Origin of the sequence: Mesorhizobium sp. WSM3626, from assembly GCF_000513935.1 — a bacterium.
In the GTDB taxonomy this organism is placed as follows: Bacteria; Pseudomonadota; Alphaproteobacteria; order Rhizobiales; family Rhizobiaceae; genus Mesorhizobium; species Mesorhizobium salmacidum.
Window position 1 is genome coordinate 61,661 of sequence record NZ_AZUY01000006.1, and the last position, 18,344, is coordinate 80,004.

At 61.8% G+C, this 18,344-nt stretch carries 16 protein-coding genes; 7 read left to right on the plus strand and 9 right to left on the minus strand.

Features of this window, described 5'->3' with window-relative positions; translation table 11 throughout:
- The first annotated feature begins 9 nt into the window (after window positions 1-9).
- Window positions 10-1,257, plus strand: coding sequence for a kynureninase (kynU, locus tag M653_RS0106715; protein WP_027142635.1), 1,248 nt, complete (start codon window positions 10-12; stop codon window positions 1,255-1,257).
- A 21-nt stretch (window positions 1,258-1,278) separates the two neighbouring features.
- Here kynU and kynA read toward each other — a convergent pair whose 3' ends face one another.
- Both kynA and M653_RS0106725 read right to left on the minus strand, forming a co-directional pair.
- Window positions 1,279-2,115 (minus strand): tryptophan 2,3-dioxygenase, encoded by an 837-nt coding sequence (gene kynA, locus M653_RS0106720; RefSeq protein ID WP_027142636.1) that lies wholly within the window; start codon window positions 2,113-2,115, stop codon window positions 1,279-1,281.
- The gene (locus M653_RS0106725) at window positions 2,112-3,737 is read right to left on the minus strand and encodes an AMP-binding protein (RefSeq protein ID WP_027142637.1); all 1,626 of its coding nucleotides are present in this window, start codon (window positions 3,735-3,737) and stop codon (window positions 2,112-2,114) included. Before M653_RS0106725 ends, kynA begins: the two co-directional genes overlap by 4 nt.
- 166 nt (window positions 3,738-3,903) lie before the next feature.
- Here M653_RS0106725 and M653_RS0106730 point away from each other — a divergent pair, with 166 nt between their 5' ends.
- A complete protein-coding gene (locus tag M653_RS0106730; protein ID WP_027142638.1) occupies window positions 3,904-4,734 on the plus strand; it encodes an alpha/beta hydrolase in 831 nt (276 codons plus the stop codon).
- A 46-nt stretch (window positions 4,735-4,780) separates the two neighbouring features.
- On the opposite strand, the gene glp is transcribed toward M653_RS0106730, so the two are convergent.
- The 5 genes from glp to M653_RS0106755 all read right to left on the minus strand — a co-directional run bounded on the left by glp (window position 4,781) and on the right by M653_RS0106755 (window position 10,286).
- Entirely contained in the window at window positions 4,781-5,986 is a 1,206-nt protein-coding gene (gene glp, locus M653_RS0106735; protein ID WP_027142639.1) for a gephyrin-like molybdotransferase Glp, read from the minus strand.
- A complete protein-coding gene (moaC, locus tag M653_RS0106740; RefSeq protein ID WP_027142640.1) occupies window positions 5,986-6,468 on the minus strand; it encodes a cyclic pyranopterin monophosphate synthase MoaC in 483 nt (160 codons plus the stop codon). The genes glp and moaC overlap by 1 nt, the downstream gene beginning before the upstream one ends.
- A gap of 66 nt (window positions 6,469-6,534) precedes the next feature.
- Window positions 6,535-7,383, minus strand: a complete 849-nt coding sequence (trpC, locus tag M653_RS0106745) for an indole-3-glycerol phosphate synthase TrpC (protein ID WP_027142641.1) — start codon at window positions 7,381-7,383, stop codon at window positions 6,535-6,537.
- A gap of 3 nt (window positions 7,384-7,386) precedes the next feature.
- The gene (gene trpD, locus M653_RS0106750) at window positions 7,387-8,397 is read right to left on the minus strand and encodes an anthranilate phosphoribosyltransferase (RefSeq protein ID WP_027142642.1); all 1,011 of its coding nucleotides are present in this window, start codon (window positions 8,395-8,397) and stop codon (window positions 7,387-7,389) included.
- Complete coding sequence (locus M653_RS0106755; protein WP_027142643.1) at window positions 8,394-10,286, minus strand: SurA N-terminal domain-containing protein; 1,893 nt, start codon at window positions 10,284-10,286, stop codon at window positions 8,394-8,396. Before M653_RS0106755 ends, trpD begins: the two co-directional genes overlap by 4 nt.
- A gap of 143 nt (window positions 10,287-10,429) precedes the next feature.
- On the opposite strand from M653_RS0106755, the gene tpiA reads away from it, so the two are divergent.
- From tpiA to M653_RS0106780, 5 genes are all read left to right on the plus strand, one after another.
- Window positions 10,430-11,200: a triose-phosphate isomerase gene (gene tpiA / locus M653_RS0106760; RefSeq protein ID WP_027142644.1), complete on the plus strand. Its 771-nt coding sequence runs from the start codon at window positions 10,430-10,432 to the stop codon at window positions 11,198-11,200.
- 167 nt (window positions 11,201-11,367) lie between these two features.
- On the plus strand, window positions 11,368-11,832 hold the full coding sequence (gene secG, locus M653_RS0106765) for a preprotein translocase subunit SecG (RefSeq protein WP_027142645.1): 465 nt from the start codon (window positions 11,368-11,370) through the stop codon (window positions 11,830-11,832).
- A gap of 211 nt (window positions 11,833-12,043) precedes the next feature.
- A complete protein-coding gene (locus M653_RS0106770; protein WP_027142646.1) occupies window positions 12,044-13,174 on the plus strand; it encodes a L,D-transpeptidase in 1,131 nt (376 codons plus the stop codon).
- A 197-nt stretch (window positions 13,175-13,371) separates the two neighbouring features.
- The gene (locus M653_RS0106775; RefSeq protein WP_084636480.1) at window positions 13,372-15,009 is read left to right on the plus strand and encodes a CTP synthase; all 1,638 of its coding nucleotides are present in this window, start codon (window positions 13,372-13,374) and stop codon (window positions 15,007-15,009) included.
- Between the two features lie 8 nt (window positions 15,010-15,017).
- Window positions 15,018-15,557 carry a DUF1697 domain-containing protein gene (locus tag M653_RS0106780; RefSeq protein WP_027142648.1) on the plus strand — a complete coding sequence of 180 codons (540 nt, stop codon included), beginning with the start codon at window positions 15,018-15,020 and terminating at the stop codon, window positions 15,555-15,557.
- Between the two features lie 57 nt (window positions 15,558-15,614).
- On the opposite strand, the gene M653_RS01000000132170 is transcribed toward M653_RS0106780, so the two are convergent.
- Window positions 15,615-16,217, minus strand: a complete 603-nt coding sequence (locus M653_RS01000000132170) for a HEPN domain-containing protein (protein WP_156938155.1) — start codon at window positions 16,215-16,217, stop codon at window positions 15,615-15,617.
- Window positions 16,218-16,751: 534 nt separating this feature from the next.
- The gene (locus M653_RS0106795) at window positions 16,752-18,209 is read right to left on the minus strand and encodes an NCS1 family nucleobase:cation symporter-1 (RefSeq protein WP_027142650.1); all 1,458 of its coding nucleotides are present in this window, start codon (window positions 18,207-18,209) and stop codon (window positions 16,752-16,754) included.
- Window positions 18,210-18,344: the final 135 nt, after the last annotated feature.

The window sequence follows — 18,344 nt, forward strand, 5'->3', positions numbered from 1 at the left end:
TCACAAATGATGCGTGCAACGCTCGATCTCGCAGCCGTCGAAGCCATGGACGCGGCGGACCCGCTGCGCGCCATGCGCGACCGCTTCATCTTGCCGGAAGGCGTCATCTACCTCGACGGCAATTCGCTCGGGGCCGCGGCGCCGGCCGTCTTCGACGAATTGCAGAAGGCCGCGACGCAGGAGTGGGCGCAGGACCTGATCCGTGCCTGGAACACCGCCGGCTGGTTCGACATGCCGGTCGCGCTTGGCGACCAGCTGGGACGCCTGATCGGTGCGGCGGCCGGCCAGACGGTGGTCTGCGATACGACCTCGATCAACATCTACAAGGTGCTGCATGCCGCACTCGGCATGCGGCCGGACCGCTCGGTCATCGTCGCCGAGGGCGACAGCTTTCCGACCGATCTCTACATGGCCGAAGGCGTGGCCTCGACGCGACCCGGCACCGTGCTGCGGCTCGAGGGCGTCGACGCGCCGACTATTGAGGAACTGATCGACGAGCGTGTCGCGGTCATCCTGGTCAACCATGTCAATTACAAATCCGGCCAGCTGCGCGACATGGCGGCACTGACATGCAAGGCCCACCAGGTCGGTGCGCTCATCGTCTGGGATCTCTGCCATACGGCCGGCGCCTTGCCGGTCGAGCTCGACAGCGCCAATGCCGATTTCGCCATCGGCTGCACGTACAAATATCTCAATGGTGGTCCGGGCGCGCCAGCCTTCATCTACGCCGCCGAGCGGCATCACGACAAAGTCCGGCAGCCGCTCAGCGGTTGGTGGGGCCATGCGCGGCCCTTTGCCTTCGAACAGGGTTACGCGGTCGGCAGCGGCATCCGCCGGTTCCTGTGCGGCACGCAACCTGTCTTGTCGACGCGGGCGCTGAAGGGGGCACTGGACCTTTGGGACGATGTCGACATGGCGGTGGTGCGTAAGAAGAGCATCGCGCTCACCGATCTGTTCATCCAACTCGTCGAGACCAGATGCGGCGCCTACGGCCTGGAGCTGGAAAGCCCGCGCGACGGCAAGCAGCGCGGCAGCCAGGTTTCGTTCCTCCACCCGCAGGGCTATCAGGTGATGCGGGCCCTGATCGAGCGCGGCGTGATCGGCGATTTCCGTGCGCCGTCGACGATCCGCTTCGGCTTCACGCCGCTCTATGTCGGTTACACCGATGTATGGCAGGCGGTCGACGTACTGGAAGATATCCTGCGCACCGGCGCCTGGAAGGACGCGCGCTTCGCGGTCAAGACGGCGGTGACCTGAAAAGCCGTCAAAACAGAGAGCTCAGAGCCGGGTACGGACGTTCCAGAGTTCGGGAAACAGGACGACCTCGAGCATCTTCTTGAGATAGGAGGCGCCCGATGTGCCGCCGGTGCCACGCTTCAGGCCGATGATGCGTTCCACCGTGGTGACGTGGTTGAAGCGCCAGCGGCGGAAGTAGTCCTCAAAGTCGACCAGCTTCTCGGCCAATTCGTAGAACATCCAGTAGCGCTGCGGATCGCGGTACACCGTCTGCCAGGCGACCAGGACTTCTTCGTTTTCCGTCCGCGTCTCGCGCCATTCCGTGCGCTTTGCATCCGCCCCAATGTCGAAGCCGTTGCGCGCCAGAAGCAGCAGCGCTTCATCGTAGAGCGACGGCTCGGCCAGAATCGCCTCCAGCTTGGCGTTGAGGTCCGGCCGGTGCTTGTGCGGCCCGAGCATGGCGAGGTTACGGTTGCCGGCCATGAACTCGATGGCGCGATACTGCCAGGATTGGAAACCCGAGGACTGGCCGAGCGAGTCGCGGAACTCGGTGTATTCGCTGGGCGTCATCGTGCGCAGCACGTCCCAGGCATTGTTCAACTGCTCGAAAATACGGGCGACGCGCGACAGCATCTTGAAGCTCGGCTCGAGCCGATCGGCACGGATCGAACGGATCGCTGCACCGATCTCATGCAAGGCGAGCTTCATCCATAATTCCGATGTCTGGTGCTGGATGATGAACAGCATTTCGTCATGCGCCGATGACAGCGGCGCCTGCGCGTCGAGCACTTTCTGCAGTTGCAGATAGTCGCCGTAGGACATGCGTTCCTTGAACGACATCTCAGCGCCTTCGGACGCCGGATCGTAGGGCTCGCTCAATTGATTTTCTCCGTGCGCAGCCGGAAGCGCTGGATCTTGCCGGTCTGGGTCTTGGGCAGGGCGGCGATGAATTTTACCGATCGCGGGTATTTATAGGGCGCGATGGTTGCCTTGACGTGGTCCTGCAGGCGCTTGACGGTCATCGCGTCTGGCGAGACACCCTGCACCAGAACGACATGCGCCTCGACGATCTGGCCGCGCTCGCCATCGTCGGCGCCGATGACCGCGCATTCGGCGACATCGGGATGCGACAACAGCGCCGCCTCGACCTCGGGTCCGGCGATATTGTAGCCCGCGCTGACGATCATGTCGTCGGAACGCGCGGCGAAGTGGAAGAAGCCGTCCTCATCCTGCGTGAAGGTATCGCCGGTGAGGTTCCAGCCGTCGCGCACATAGTCCTTCTGCCTGTCATCGGCCATGTAGCGGCAGCCGGTTGGCCCGCGCACCGCCAGCCGTCCGGTCTCGCCACGCGGCACCTCGTGCATGTCGCCGTCGACGATGCGGGCCTCATAGCCGCCGACCGGCTTGCCGGTCGAAGCCGGCTTCCTGTCGTCAAAGCGGTTGGAGATGAAGATGTGCAGCATTTCGGTGGCGCCGATGCCGTCGAGGATCGGCTTGCCGGTCTTTCGCGTCCACTCTTCGAAGACCGGCGCCGGCAAGGTCTCGCCGGCCGAAACGGCAACACGCAGCGATGACAGATCGGCGCCTTCATCCATGGCCTTCAGCATGGCCCGGTAGGCGGTCGGCGCGGTGAAGGAAATGGTCGCTTTGTAGGTCTCGATGATGTGGACCATGTTGGGCGGCGTCGCCTGTTCCAGCAGTGTCGCCGCCGCACCGAAGCGCAGGGGGAATATGGCGAGCCCGCCAAGGCCAAAGGTGAAGGCGAGCGGCGGCGAGCCGACGAAGATGTCGTCCGGCGTCACCTGCAGGACTTCACGCGCGTAGGCATCGGCGATGATCAGGAGATCGCGGTGGAAATGCATCGTCGCCTTCGGCACGCCTGTCGTGCCCGAGGTGAAGCCGAGCAGGGCGACGTCATCGCGGCCGGTGCTGACGGCGGTGAAGGTGACCGGCTTGTCGAGGGCGGCGCGGTCGAGCTCGGCGTCATGGTTGGCGGTGCCGTCGAAGCCGATCACCTGCTTCAGGAACGCACTGTCCTTGGCGCAGGCGGTCATCTCGTCCATCAGCCTGGTGTCGCAGAGCGCGGTCGTTATTTCCGCCTTGTCGACGATCTTGGTGAGTTCACCGGCGCGCAGCATCGGCATGGTGTTTACGACGACGGCGCCGACCTTGGTGGCGGCCAGCCAGCAGGCGACCATTGCCGGGTTATTGGCGGAGCGTATCAGCACCCGGTTGCCCGGCTTGACGCCATAATTCTCGACCAGCGCATGGGCGAGCCGGTTCGTCCAGTCGGACAGTTCCTTGTAGGTGCGGCGACGGCCGTTGCCGATCAGCGCGGTGTGGTCGCCAAGGCCTTTCTCGACCAGCCTGTCGGTCAATTCGACCCCGGCGTTGAGGTGTTCCGGATAGTCGAAACCGTCGAGCAGGAAGTCGGGCCATTGGTCGGGCGGCGGCAAATGATCGCGCGTGAACGTGTCGGTATGCGCTGAAGGCCCAAGCATCTTGCGGCTGCCCCTGTCTGCCTCACGTCCATGGTGGAACAGAGCGCAGGATCGCACCAGTCGAAATTTGTTTCAAGCCTAAAATGTTTTTCGCTCGAGCATTGACGCATGACATGGCGGCGGCCATTGCTAGTGTCGAAACGATGCCGCTTCGGGGAGGGTGCCGATGCTCGACCATCGCATTGCCGACTGGGACAATGCCTACGCCAACGGCGCCAATATCGCCGGCAGCGACCGTTGGCCGGCCGCCTGGGCGGAACCCGCGCAAGCATTCCGAGACGCGATGTCGGCGCAGGGCCGGGCACGGCTCGACATCGCCTATGGCGACGGGCCGCGCAATCGGTTCGACCTTTTCCTTCCCGATGTCGCGCCCAGGGGACTCGTGGTGTTCATCCATGGCGGCTATTGGATGGAGACCGACAAGAGCTTGTGGTCGCACCTCGCCGGTGGCGGGGTCGGCACCGGCTTTGCCGTGGCGATGCCGTCCTATACGCAATGCCCCGATATACGCATCGCCGGCATTGTCAGCGAAATCGGGGCGGCGATCGGCAAGGCGGCGGCCATGGTCGGGGGACCACTGATGCTGACCGGACATTCGGCCGGCGGCCATCTCGCCAGCCGCATGGTGACGACATCGACGCCTTTGGCGGCCGATGTCTCGCGGCGCATACGCCATGTCGTTTCGATTTCAGGCTTGCATGATTTGCGTCCGCTGATGCGCACGGACATGAACACGGTGCTGAAAATCGACGAGCATGAGGCGCTGACGGAAAGCCCGGCACTGCTGCGGCCCGTGGATGGTGTCCGCATCACCTGCTGGGCTGGCGGCGGGGAGCGTTCCGAGTTCCTGCGCCAGAATGCATTGCTGGCCAATATCTGGACCGGGCTTGGCGCCATCACCAGTGCCGTGGTCGAGCCCGATCGGCATCATTACGACGTCGTCGATGGCCTTGCCGATCCGGCCCATGCGTTGACGCGAACCTTGATCTCGGAATAGCCGAGATCATTTTTGTCTTGTTATCAGCTTATTACAGGAAAATGCTTCAGCGCAACATCAGAACGCTGCAAACGTCTCCGGCAGCGGATGCAGGGGCAAAAGGCGCGCGCACGACCAGCCCGTTGGCGTCGGCAAGCATCCTCAGCATCGAGGAATCCTGGATGCCGAACGGCGTTGCCATCAGTTCGCCGTGGTCTTCCCTGACCATCGCCCGCACATAATCCTGGCGCAGATCATTGGCGGGCATTGCGGTGCCCAGCCGCGCCTGACGGATGTCCTGACGGTAGGCGCGACCGCCCAGCCTTGCCAGAAGCGGCTTCAGGAACAATTGCGAGCAGACCAGGCTTGCCACCGGGTTGCCGGGCAGGCCGATGCATCTGATATCGCCGAGGCGTCCGAACATCAGCGGCTTGCCGGGACGCATGGCGATCTTCCAGAAGCCGAGCGTCATGCCTTCGCCGGTCAGCACGTCATGGATCAGGTCGTGGTCGCCGACCGAGGCGCCGCCCAGCGTAACGATGACATCGGCGCTCGCCGCGACAGCTTTCCTGACCATGCCGGCTATGGCGTCCTTGCAGTCGGCGGCGATCCCGAGATCGAGCGCGCGGGCACCGACCGACTGTGCTGCCGCGGCGACGCCATAGGCGTTGGACGAAATAATATGGTCAGGCCCGAGTTCGCTTCCGGGCGGCAACAGCTCGTCACCGGTGGCGATGATGGCGACCAGCGGCCGTTTCACCACGCTCACTCGGGGATGATTGGCCGATGCCGCCAGCGACAGTGCCGCCGGGTCGAGCACGCGCCCCCTTTCCAGCAGCACGTCGCCCTTGGAAAAATCGAGGCCGATGCGGCGGATGTTACGCCACTCCGCGGTGGGCTCGATCACCTCGATATTGCCACCGCCGATATCCCGGACATTTTCCTGGATGACGATGGTGTCGGCGCCGTCAGGCAGCGGTGCGCCGGTGAAGATGCGCACGGCCTGTGCCTGGCCGACCGTACCGTCAAAGCCACGCCCGGCCGGCGCCATGCCGATCACCGCGAGTTTCGACGGCACCGACGCCACGTCGGCGGCACGCACTGCATAACCGTCCATGGCCGAAGCGTTGAAAGGCGGCTGGGTGCGAAGCGCCACGACGGATTCCGCCAGCACACGATCGGCAGCCTCGATGAGAGGAACGCTTTCGCCCTCCAGCGGCACGGCGCCATCAAGCAGGCGTTCGAGCGCCTCGACGACTGGAACCAGCGCCATCAGGCACCTGCCTTGTAGTCGCCAGACTTGCCGCCGGTTTTTTCGACCAGCCGGATACCTGAGATGACCATGGCGCGGTCCACCGCCTTTGCCATGTCATAGATGGTCAGGCAGGCCACGGACGCGGCGGTCAGCGCCTCCATTTCGACCCCGGTCTTGCCGGTGACGCGCGCCAGGGCAGTGACCTTCAGGCCTGGCAGCGCATGGTCAGGCTCAATGTCGACGGAAACCTTGGTCAGCAGCAGGGGATGGCAGAGCGGGATCAATTCATGCGTCTTCTTCGCCGCCATGATGCCGGCGATGCGCGCGGTGCCGAGCACATCGCCTTTCTTGGCATTGCCGGTAAGGATGGTCTTCAACGTCTCTGGATGCATCGAGACGAAACCCTCGGCAATCGCGGTGCGCGTCGTCTCGTCCTTGTCGCCGACATCGACCATGTTGGCCTCGCCCTGCGCGCCAAGGTGCGTGAGGTTGGCAGCCATCGTCAAATCGCCCTAGAGCGACGTGCGTCCATTCGGACGCACAAAGTGCGCTCTATCACTTTGACTCTATGCATCGTGCTCTCCGAAAATCGATTCCGATTTTCGGGCCGACCCATCGGACGCCTTGCCCGTGAGCAGCGAGCGTGTTGCAGCGGTCACATCCCGTTGGCGCATCAAGCTCTCGCCCACCAGGAAGGCGTCGATCTCCATCCTTTGCAGTCTAAGACAATCGTCATGCGAGAAGATGCCGCTTTCGCTGACCAGCAAATGACCACCCGGCACCATCGCCCGCAGCCGCTCCGACGTATCGAGGCTGGTCTCGAATGTCCGCAGGTTGCGGTTGTTGATACCGATCAATTGCGATGACAGTTTCAGCGCGCGCTCCGTCTCGGCTTCGTCGTGCACCTCGATCAGGGCATCCATGCCTAGCTCGAACGCGGTCGATTCGAGTTCGCTTGCCATGGCGTCATCGACGCTGGCCATGATGATCAAAATGGCGTCCGCGCCCCAGGCCCGCGCCTCGTAGACCTGGTAGGGGTCGAATAGGAAATCCTTGCGCAGGGCGGGCAGCGTCACGGCGGCTCGCGCCTTGGTCAGAAACTCCGGTGCGCCCTGAAAGGAGGGCGCATCGGTCAGCACGGAAAGGCAGGCCGCGCCGCCTTTTTCATAAGCCCTGGCCAGACTCGGCGGATCGAAATCGGCCCGGATCAATCCTTTGGACGGACTTGCCTTTTTGATCTCGGCGATCAGTGCAAAGCCGCCCGATCTGCGCTTCGCTTCGAGCGCGGCGAGGAACCCGCGCGGTGCGTCGGCGTCCTTTGCGCGCGCCTTGATCTCGGCCAGCGGCAGGCGTGCCTTGGCGGCGGCTATCTCGTCGCGCTTGTAGGCTTCGATCTTGCGCAAAATGTCAGACACGGTTCACCCGTTCGAAATTTCGACCAGCCGGTCGAGCACCTGCAGCGCCCGGCCGCTGTCGATCGCCTGCGCGGCGATGGCGATGCCGTCGCCGAGTGTCGTCGCCTTGCCCGCGATCACCAGTCCGGCGCCGGCATTCATCAACACCGTGTCGCGGTAGGCGCCGGCGGCGCCGCCCAGCATGTCGCGCAAGGCCTTGGCATTATAGGCGGCATCACCGCCGCGCAGCTCACCCTTGGTATGGCGCTTCAGTCCAACCTCTTCCGGGGTCAGCGTAAAGCTGCGGATTTCGCCGCCAACCAGTTCGGCGACCTGCGTCTCGCCTGTGGTGGTGATCTCGTCATAGCCATCGCCATGGGCGACCCAGGCATGCTCGGTGCCGAGCGCCTTCAGCGTTTCGGCCACCGGCATGATCCATTCCGGCATGAACACGCCGACCATCTGCCGCTTGACGCTGGCCGGGTTGGAAAGCGGGCCCAGCAGGTTGAAGATGGTGCGCGTGCCAAGCTCGCCCCGAACCGGACCGACATGCTTCATCGCCGGATGGTGCGCCGGCGCGAACATGAAGCCGACGCCGGCTTCATGGATGCATTTGCCGATAATCTCCGGCGCAATGTCGATCTTGACGCCGAGGGCAATCAGCACGTCGGCCGCGCCGGTCAGCGACGACAGGCCGCGATTGCCGTGCTTGGCGACAGGCACGCCGCTGCCGGCAATGACAAAGGCGGAGGCCGTCGAGATGTTGACCGAGTGCGAATTGTCGCCGCCGGTGCCGACAATGTCGATGGCGCCGTCAGGGGCATCGACGCGAAGCATCTTGGCGCGCATCGTGGCGACAGCGCCCGAAATCTCGTTCACCGTCTCGCCGCGCACGCGCAGCGCCATCAGAAAGCCGCCGATCTGCCCTGGGGTCGCATCGCCCGACATGATGATGTCGAAGGCCTCGCAGGCCTCCTCGAAGGACAGGGCAGTGCCGGTCGCGACCTTGGCGATATGGGTTTTCAGCGCGCTCATCTTGTCGAGGCTTGAGCAACGGCGGCCTGGTCGATGCGGACATCGTACTGCGTCTGCAACTGCGCCACCAATTGGTCGAGCAGGTCGTCGGACATGCCGGAGGTGAATGATTTCTGCGCGTCGTCCGGCACCGAGCTGGCGTCGGCGCCGGCCGGTTCGAACACTTCGGCGACCTTGAACAGGATCTGGCCGTCGCCGGTGGGCGAGGGGATCAAGCCGGTGCCGCCTTCGCCGACCCCGAACATCACGGCGGCGCCCTCCTTGCCGAAATCGGCGTCATCGGCTTCGCGCTTCAAGCCGCGCTTGGTCTGCTTTTCCAGCTTGAGGTCACCGGCGATGACGTCGAGCGTGGCGCCGGCCTTGAGGCGCTTCTCGAGTTCGCCCGCCTTGGCGGCGAGCCGCTTGGTGATCTCGGCCGCCGTCCAGTCGGCGACAACTTTCTGGCGCACCTCGTCAAGAGTGCGGTCGCGGGCCGGTGTGATCGAACCGACCTCATAGAAGACGAAGCCGTTGTCCGCGGTGGTCAGCGCCTCGTTTTCGGTGTTGGGTTCCGCATCAAAGACGGCCTTGATCAGAGACGGTGATTCCGGCAGGTCCTTGACGATGGAGCCATCGGGCCTCAGGCCATTGCGATCGATGGCGTCGACGGTGATGTCCTTAAGCTTCAATTTGGCGGCCGCGTCGGCCAGAGAACTGCCCGATGCACGGGTGTCCTCATAATTGTCGTGTACATCCAAAAGGATGCGGCTTGCCTCGCCCAGCGCCAGGTCCTTGCGGATCTGGTCGGACACTTCGGCGAGCGGCTTTACCACCTCGGGCTTGATCTCGGTCACGCGCAACAGCACTGGGCCGAAGGTGCCCTGAACGACCTGGCTGACTTCATTGACGTTGAGCGCGAAGGCGGCATCGGCAACCGCCTTGTCGGCGATCTTGTCCTTGGCGAGCGTGCCAAGCAGCGTGTCGGCCGGGGCCTTGCCTTCGGCGATCACCAGTTTGTCGAAGGTGGCGCCGGCCTTGAGCGAATCGAGCGCTGCCTTGGCCGCATCCGGCGTCTTGAACACAAGCTGCTCGATGGTGCGCATTTCGGGCGTGGTGTAGCGTGCCTTGTTCTTGTTGTAGTCGTCACTGACCTGCTGGTCGGTGACCGCGGTCGTGTCCATGATGTCCACCGGTTCCAGGCGGACATACGAGAATTTGCGGTATTCAGGTGCGGCGTAGGTTTTCTTGTTGGCCTCGAAATAGGCCTGGAGCACGCTGTCGCTCGGCGCTTCGATCGGCTCGACCAGCGTCTTTGGCAATGTCAAATAGTCGACGGTGCGGTCTTCACCGCGGTAGAGTGCGACCGCCTTGAAGAACGTGTCCGGCGCCTTGAGGCCGTCCGAGACCGCTTCGACGATCTGCTGGCGCACCGCCACCTGGGCGCGGTTCTTCAGGTAATCCTCGGGCCGCATGCCGACCTCGTGCAGCATGTAGTCGAATGTCCTTCGGTCGAACTGACCACCAGGGCCCTTGAAAGCCGGATCTTCGCGGGTGAGTTCGGCCAGCCGGTCCTTGGAGAGGCCGAGGCCCAGCTTGCGTGCCTGTTCGTCGAGAACGGCACCGGAAACGAGTTGCGCCAGCACCTGGTTATCGATGCCGAGCGCCTTTGCCTGTTCATGAGTGAGGCGCTGACCGAACTGCTGCGACATGACGGCGAGCTGGCGGTCATATGCAAGGCGGTATTCGTTGATCGATACCTTGGTGCCGCCGGCCGTTATCACCGAATCGTGGCCCGCAAGGCCGCCCATCAGCCGTCCGGAGATGCCCCACGCGGCGAAACTGACCACCAGCAGCGAAAGCAATGTCTTCGCGACCCAGGTACCCGCCGCGCTTCTCAATATACCAAGCATGGTTACTTCCGATTTATGCGCATTTTCGCATGCGCCGAGTTTGAAACAAGCGCAATAGCGCCCTTCCGGTTCACTGTCGATTGCTTTGTGGCCCGATTTTGGTAGTGAGGGCCAGAGCCTGATATCGCCCGGAGAAGCACACCATGACGCCAGGAATTCGCCCGCTTGTCGCCGGCAACTGGAAAATGAACGGCACCAGCGCCTCGCTGAACGAGCTCAGGATGATCGGTAACGGTTTCATGAGCGGGCTCGACGCCGAGACCGAAGCACTGGTCTGTGTTCCCGCGACGCTGCTTTCCCATGCCGCGGAGATCCTGTCACGCACGCCGGTCCATGCCGGCGGTGAGGACTGCCATAGCAAGGAGAGCGGCGCCTATACCGGCTGCATTTCCGCGGAGATGCTGAAGGACGCGGGCGCGAGCCATGTCATTGTCGGTCACTCCGAATGCCGCGAACAAAGCGGCGAGGACGACGCGACGGTCCAGGCCAAGGCCACCGCGGCCTGGCGTGCCGGGCTGGTGGCCATCGTTTGCATCGGCGAGACGCGGCAGGAGCGTGAGGCTGGAGCCACGCTGGAGGTGCTGTCGCGCCAGGTGGCCGGCTCGGTGCCGCCAAGTGCCACGCCATCCAACACCGTCATTGCCTATGAGCCGGTATGGGCGATCGGCACCGGCTTGACCCCAACCGCGGCCGATGTGGCCGAAGCGCATGCGCATATCCGTGAAAAGCTGTCGGAAAAGCTGGGGACCGCCGCTGCCAGGATGCGTATTCTCTATGGCGGCTCGGTCAAGCCGTCCAACGCGGTGGAGCTGCTGGGCGTCCGGAATGTCGATGGCGCGCTGGTCGGTGGCGCCAGCCTGAAAGCGGCTGATTTCCTGGGTATCGCCGAAGCCTATCGCAGCATTACAGGCTGAGAGTCACGAGGGTGGGCGGGTCTCGTTCCGTCCAAATTCGTTGCAAAGGGCGCGTTGCTTCCCATATTCCGGCCACGGGCTTGGAAATGCCGTGAAAGCATTGTATTGAGCCGCCTCCAATTCACCGGTCGTGTCCGCGGCCGGGCAGGGCCTTGCCAGGATAAACTATGCAAACCGTACTGATCGTCATCCATCTCATGGTCGTGCTCGCCCTTGTCGGCGTGGTGCTGCTGCAGCGCTCCGAAGGCGGCGGCCTCGGCATTGGTGGCGGATCGGGCTTCATGACGGCACGCGGCGCCGCCAACGCTTTGACCCGGGCGACGGCGATCCTGGCGGCTGCGTTCTTTGTGACGTCGCTGACCTTGTCGATCATCGCCCGCTACGGCGAGAAACCGATCGACATTCTCGATCGGGTTCCCACGACCTCGGATGGCAAGGGCGTGCTCAACCAACTGCCGGGCAAGACCATGCCGGCACCCGCCGGCAACGCTACGCCGACGCCACCGTCCGGAAACGACGCCGCGGCAAAGCCTCCGGCCCCGGCCACCGCGCCCGCCGCCGGTTCGACGCCGCCAGCGACCAATGGGACGACCAACACAGCGCCGGCGGCGCCTCAGGTTCCGAACCAGTAACTTCCACGTCTCCAAACCGCGATCTGTGATCGTTTGAACACAGTCGCGGCAAATGCTGCGCGATCACGAAGATTCGACGGGCACCAGTGCGGTCTCGCGCTTGAGGCACCCGCGCTTATTCGACTATAGATTGCACGCGGCATTTTCGGCGTCCTTGGGGGACGCCGGGCGACGCCGTGGGCAACAAGCATTGAACGATCGGATCTTCGCCATGCAGCTTCGCAGCTTCATTTTCCTGGGACTTTGCGCCGCAATCGGCATGAGTTCCCCGGCCTTCGCCGGCATGCCGGCAAATATGGCCGCACAACAGTCGGTGTCGCTTGAAAAAACCGACGCCATCGCCGTCGCGGCCAAGAGCGATGCGGCGCAGTTGAAGCTTCTCAAGAAGAAGAAAACCCCGACACCGGACGACCTCGCCCAGATCAAGAAGATCGAGGCCAAGATCGCCGCTGGCAAGGAAGACGCCAAAGCCAAGGCGCTCGAAGCTAGGAAGCTGGCGATGCGCGAGGCAGCCAAAGCCAGGGCTGACGCGGACCGGAAGGCATTCCTGGCCAGCAAGGGTCAAAAAGCACCGGCAACCGAAGTGGCCGATGCCAAGCCGGCCAAGAAGACCATTAAGATTATCGAGCCGATTGAACCGGTCACGGCTATCCAGTCGGCCGAGCCTGTCCCGGCCGAGGTGATGAATGTCGCTTTGACCGGTAACAATGGCGAATTGCGCAGCGAGGTGGTCGGCGGCCAGAAGCAGTCAAGCGGCGGCCTGTTCGCCGGTCTGTTCGGTGGAACCTCATCCGGCTCATCGATCAGCTATCTGCCCGAGACACAGGCGCTCGACTCGGCACTTGCCCAGAAGAATGCCAAGAAGCCGTTCAAGGTGAAGCCGGAATTCGTGCCTCAGGACGTGGAATTCACGGGCTACGATGCCGGCACGATCGTCATCGACACCAGTGCTCGCCGGCTCTATCTCGTCGAATCATCGACCACCGCACGCCGCTACGCCATCGCGGTCGGCCGCGAAGGCCTGCAGTTCAAGGGCACGCTCGCGGTCGGCGACAAGCAGGAATGGCCGCGCTGGATCCCGACGCTCGACATGCAGAAGCGCGAGCCCAAGCACTACGGCCAGTACAAGGACGGCATGGCCGGCGGCGGCCAGAACCCGCTCGGCGCGCGCGCCATCTATCTCTATGACGGCAAGAAGGACACGCATCTGCGTATCCACGGCACCATCGCGCCGCAGTCGATCGGCACCAGTGCCTCCAATGGCTGCTTCCGCATGATGAACGAGCACGTCATGGATCTCTACAGCCGCGTCCGGGTCGGCACCAAAGTCGTCATCATCTGACGTTTCCATCATCATGCCGAAAGGGCCGGCTCAGCCGGCCCTTTTGTTTTGCTTAAGGTCCCGCTCAAACCTGTTTGGTCGTGATCTTGTCCAAAAGCCGGATTCCACTTTTCGGGGTCATGGTTCGAGCGCCATCTTGGGAAAAAGCCTTCGCGGCGGTTTTTTCTCTGGCGGAATCAATCCGGCCGCGTTAAGCGATGACTCCCATGGCGCGATATGTATTCATCACAGGCGGCGTGGTTTCCTCACTTGGAAAAGGCATTGCCGCAGCGGCCCTTGGGGCTCTCCTGCAGGCGCGAGGCTATCGCGCACGCATCAAAAAACTCGACCCCTACCTCAATGTCGATCCCGGCACGATGTCGCCGTACCAGCATGGCGAAGTGTTCGTCACCGATGATGGGGCCGAAACCGACCTCGACCTTGGCCATTACGAGCGCTTCACCGGCCGTTCCGCCAACCAGCAGGACAACATCACGACCGGGCGTATCTACAAGAATATCATCGAGCGCGAGCGGCGTGGCGACTATCTCGGCGCGACCGTGCAGGTCATCCCGCACGTTACCGATGAGATCAAGAACTTCGTCCTCGACGGCAATGACGACTATGATTTCGTGCTGTGCGAAATCGGCGGCACGGTCGGCGACATCGAGGCGATGCCGTTCCTCGAAGCCATCCGCCAGCTCGGCAACGATCTGCCGCGCAACAACGCCGTATATGTCCACCTGACGTTGATGCCCTACATCCCGACAGCGGGTGAACTGAAGACCAAGCCGACGCAGCATTCGGTCAAGGAATTGCGCGGCATTGGCATTGCGCCGGATATTCTTCTGGTGCGCGCCGACCGCGCCATTCCCAAGGAAGAGCGCCGCAAACTGTCGCTGTTCTGCAATGTCAGGGAAAGCGCCGTCATCCAGGCGCTCGACGTGCCGCACATCTACGACGTGCCTATGGCCTACCACAAGGAAGGTCTCGATTCGGAAGTGCTGGCCGCGTTCGGCATCGACCCGGCGCCCAAGCCGCGCATGGAACCATGGCAGGCTGTCTCCAACCGCATCCACAATCCGGAGGGCGAGGTCACCATCGCCATCGTCGGCAAGTATACCGGCCTCAAGGATGCCTACAAATCGCTGATCGAGGCGCTCTCGCATGGCGGGCTGGCCAACCACGTCAAGGTCAAGCTCGACTGGATCGAATCGGAAATCTTCGAAAAGGAAGACCCGACGCCTTGGCTGGAGAAGGTGCACGGCATCCTCGTGCCCGGCGGCTTCGGCGAACGCGGCTCCGAAGGCAAGATCCTGGCGGCGAAGTTCGCACGCGAGCGCAAGGTGCCGTATTTCGGCATCTGCTTCGGCATGCAGATGGCCTGCATCGAGGCGGCACGCTCACTGGCCGGTATCGAACATGCCTCGTCGACCGAGTTCGGCCCGACCAAGGAACCAGTCGTCGGTTTGATGACCGAATGGCTGAAGGGCAACATGCTGGAAAAGCGCAGGGCGAGCGGCGATCTCGGCGGCACCATGCGGCTCGGCGCCTATCAGGCCGAGCTCGCCAAGGGCTCGAAGATCGCCGATATCTACGGCGACACCCAGATTTCCGAACGTCACCGGCACCGCTACGAGGTCAATATCGACTACAAGAAGCGCCTGGAAGATTGCGGGCTGGTGTTTGCCGGCATGTCGCCCGACGGTGTGCTGCCGGAGACGGTCGAGTATCCCGACCATCCCTGGTTCATCGGCGTGCAATATCACCCCGAGCTGAAGAGCCGGCCGCTCGATCCGCATCCGCTGTTCGCCAGCTTCATCGAGGCGGCGGTGGAGCAGAGCCGGCTGGTCTGATCGCTACCATGCGGACCTATGTGGCGCTTCTCTACAGCATCACCCTGGGAGAGGGGCGGCGGGTCGTCATGTCCGATCTCAAGGCGATGGCGGAAGGCCTCGGCCTGAAGAATGCCCGCACCCTGGTGGCGACCGGCAACCTGGTTTTCGAGAGCGAAAAGATCTCGATCGCCGGACTTGAGAAGCGGCTGGAATCCGCCTTCGAACAGACCTTTGGCCGCCATGTCGACATCATCGTCCGTGCCGCCGGAGACTGGCGCAAACTCGCAAGCGGCAATCCATTCCCGACCGAGTCGGTGGAAGCCGGCGACCAGGTCGCGGTGCGCGTGATGCGCAAACCCGTGGCCGAGGATGCCATATCGGGCCTTCAGGCCTATGCCGCAGCGGACGAGAAGGTGCTTCTGGTCGGCGGCGACATCTGGGTCCTCTTTTCACGGGAGAGGCCTAGCTCGCGGCTGCTCGCGGCCGCAAATCACAAGCGCATGGGCATCGGAACCTCGCGCAACTGGAACACGGTGCGCAAGCTGGCCGAGATGACCGGCGGATAAGTTAAGACGTTCTTTATAACCGCAGCGGCGCATTCGACTTTAGCTCCACTGAGATGGCTATGAAGCCTTTGTTCCCGTCATGATTTCTGTGAACGCAAGCGACGTCCAGTGGTTTCTTGCTAGCTTTTGCAAGCAGGAAAATATGAGAACGTAGCCAAAATCAAGCCCTTGGATGATTTTGCTAGTCTGCTCCGCAACTTCCTTGTCCAGAATATCATCATGCATAGGGTGTATAATAGGTTGCCCGCCGTGCACCAAGGAGCTACGGAAATCATAAAGATTTCGGAGTTTTTTCTTAACGATAGCAATGCCCTTCGTTTCGAGTTCTAAAAAAATGCCGATCCTCTCCGTTAGAACTCGAAAATTTTCTCCGACCTTGGTATCAAACAGAGTCTCAAGACAGTAGAATATCCATACCAAGTTGGTAGGAGTATCGGACACTCTGGCCATATGAAATAGCGCAAAGAATATTTGCTCGATAGGATCTTTTGATACTTGCGTTGGTGATTTCCGTATATCGAAATACCAGCGCCATGCATCATCTGGGCTCAATACGGATGGCAAAGCTAGCCCGCCAGAAATGTCTTGCAGGTACGAAACCTCAAATATCGTACTCGTAAGAGATATTTCTGTATCCAGATTCTTTCCGTCGACGGACAACGATGAAACATATAGGTTAAGAGAAGCTGGAGCCGCTATATTGGAAACTAAAAATATATCATAGATATAATTCTCAATAATAGAATTATATATCTTGCTTGCTCTCGTGGCTTGACGTCACATCTATAGTAATTATTACAGGAGCACGCGGGAATGGGTCCGCAGAGTCTCCCAACTCAATTGTTCCATCTGCTATTCCTTGGAGAGCAATAACAAGGTCTCGAAAGTGCTCGTATAGGGATTCGAAATCTGCTTCGATCTCGTAGATCTCGTTTCGAATTTTACGGTCTTATTTCTGAATGAGGTTTTCGCTACCGCCCAGAAATCCCTTAGGTTTACCTCTATTACTTGCCAATTGGCGTCAGTGATTTCACGCCCATATGTCCGCACCTCCAAGACGTATTGACTCTTTTTCGGCAAGATCGCCATTTTCTCCCCGGTGGGTTGGCCCTGTATGGTAAGCATGTCCTGGTCAGAGGTTCAAAGCTAGGGAATCGAGGGCTAGCCTGGATCCCTAGCTTTTATCTAACTTGCTCAAGCTTTTGCTATCTTGGCGCCTGCACCCAGGGCGGCGGTGCGCAGCACGTAGTAGATGATGCCGGCGATCGCCACGCCGAAGAACCAGCCATAGACGCCCCACCAGGACGGCAGCCAGTTGGTGAAGTTCGGCAGGATCGAGGAGAAGATGGCGCCGATGCCGGCGGCGATGAAGGCATTGACATGCCAGCCGCCCTGGAAGCGGAACTCGCCGTCCTCGCGATACAGCGCCTCGACGTCGACCTCGCCCTTCCGGATCAGATAGTAATCGACCATCATCACGCCGAAGATCGGTCCCATCGTCGCGCCGATGACGTTGACGAAGGAGGCGGCACTGCCTTCCCACGGTGCGAACGGATAGAGCACAAGCGCGATGACAGCGGCGATGTAGCCGCCCTTCTTGAAGTCGATCTGCCGCGGGAAGACATTGGAGAAGTCGAAGGCCGGCGACACGAAGTTGGCCACGACGTTGATGCCAAGCGTCGCCACCGCGAAGGTCAGCGCGGCAAGGGCGGCCAGGAACCAGCTGTCGAACTTGGCCGAGATCTGGTCGGGGTGCAGCAGCACCTCATGGTAAACGTCGTAGGCGGCAATGGTGGTGACGCCGGCGACCAGCGAGAACAGGATCAGGTTGATCGGCAGACCCCAGATATTACCCTTGCGCAGCGCCGCCTGATCGGGCGCATAGCGGGCGAAATCGCAGAAATTGAGATAGAGCGCCGAAAAATACGTCACCCAGATCGCGGCGACCGCGAACAGCGACGTCCACGAGCCCGGCGTTCCAGGCACGCCGGCATCCTTGGTCTTTTCCAGAAGCACGTCCATCGGGATGTCGCTGGTGAAGGCGAAGGTTCCGGATTTGACGCAGAGATAGATGGCCAGGAGCAGCATCATCACCCAGACGGCTGGTCCCGCCCAATCCTGGAACCGGCGCACCGTTTCCATGCCTTTCTGGATGATGAGCAGTTGCAGGGCCCATATGACCACGAAGCAGATCACCTCCAGGCCGGAATGGCCGAGGAAATGGGTGTTGGCGTTGAAATCGGCGAACCATTGCGAGCGGATGAGCAATGCAACGATGGCGCCGGAGGCGGCGGCAGTCTGCGCGCCGTACCAGAAGCAGGCGACGATGGCGCGCACCAGTGCCGGAATGTTGGCGCCCCAGATGCCGAAGGAGGCGCGGGCGAGCACGGGGTAGGGCACACCGGTCTTCACACCGGCATAGCCGACCATGTTCATCAGCGCGTAGATGATCAGCGAGCCGATGCCGATGGCGATGATGAAATTGACGAAGCCGCCACAGAACAGAAACAGGCTGGCGGCGAGATAGTAGCCCCACAGGCTATGGACGTCCGACGTCCAGACGTTGAAGATCGAGAACGGTCCCCAGTTTCGAACCTTGGCAGGAGCGAGGTCTTCATTATACAGGTCAGGCGATGCGCCTTGTATCGTCATTGCAATGTCCCCTTCTTGCAGCACGCGCCCTCACGCGTTGACCGCGGAGGTTACGCCTGACGCAGGGGAACCGGCAAGCAATCGATTTGCCGGCTTTGACCTTAAAGATATTCAATGCGAACCGCGATTATCGAC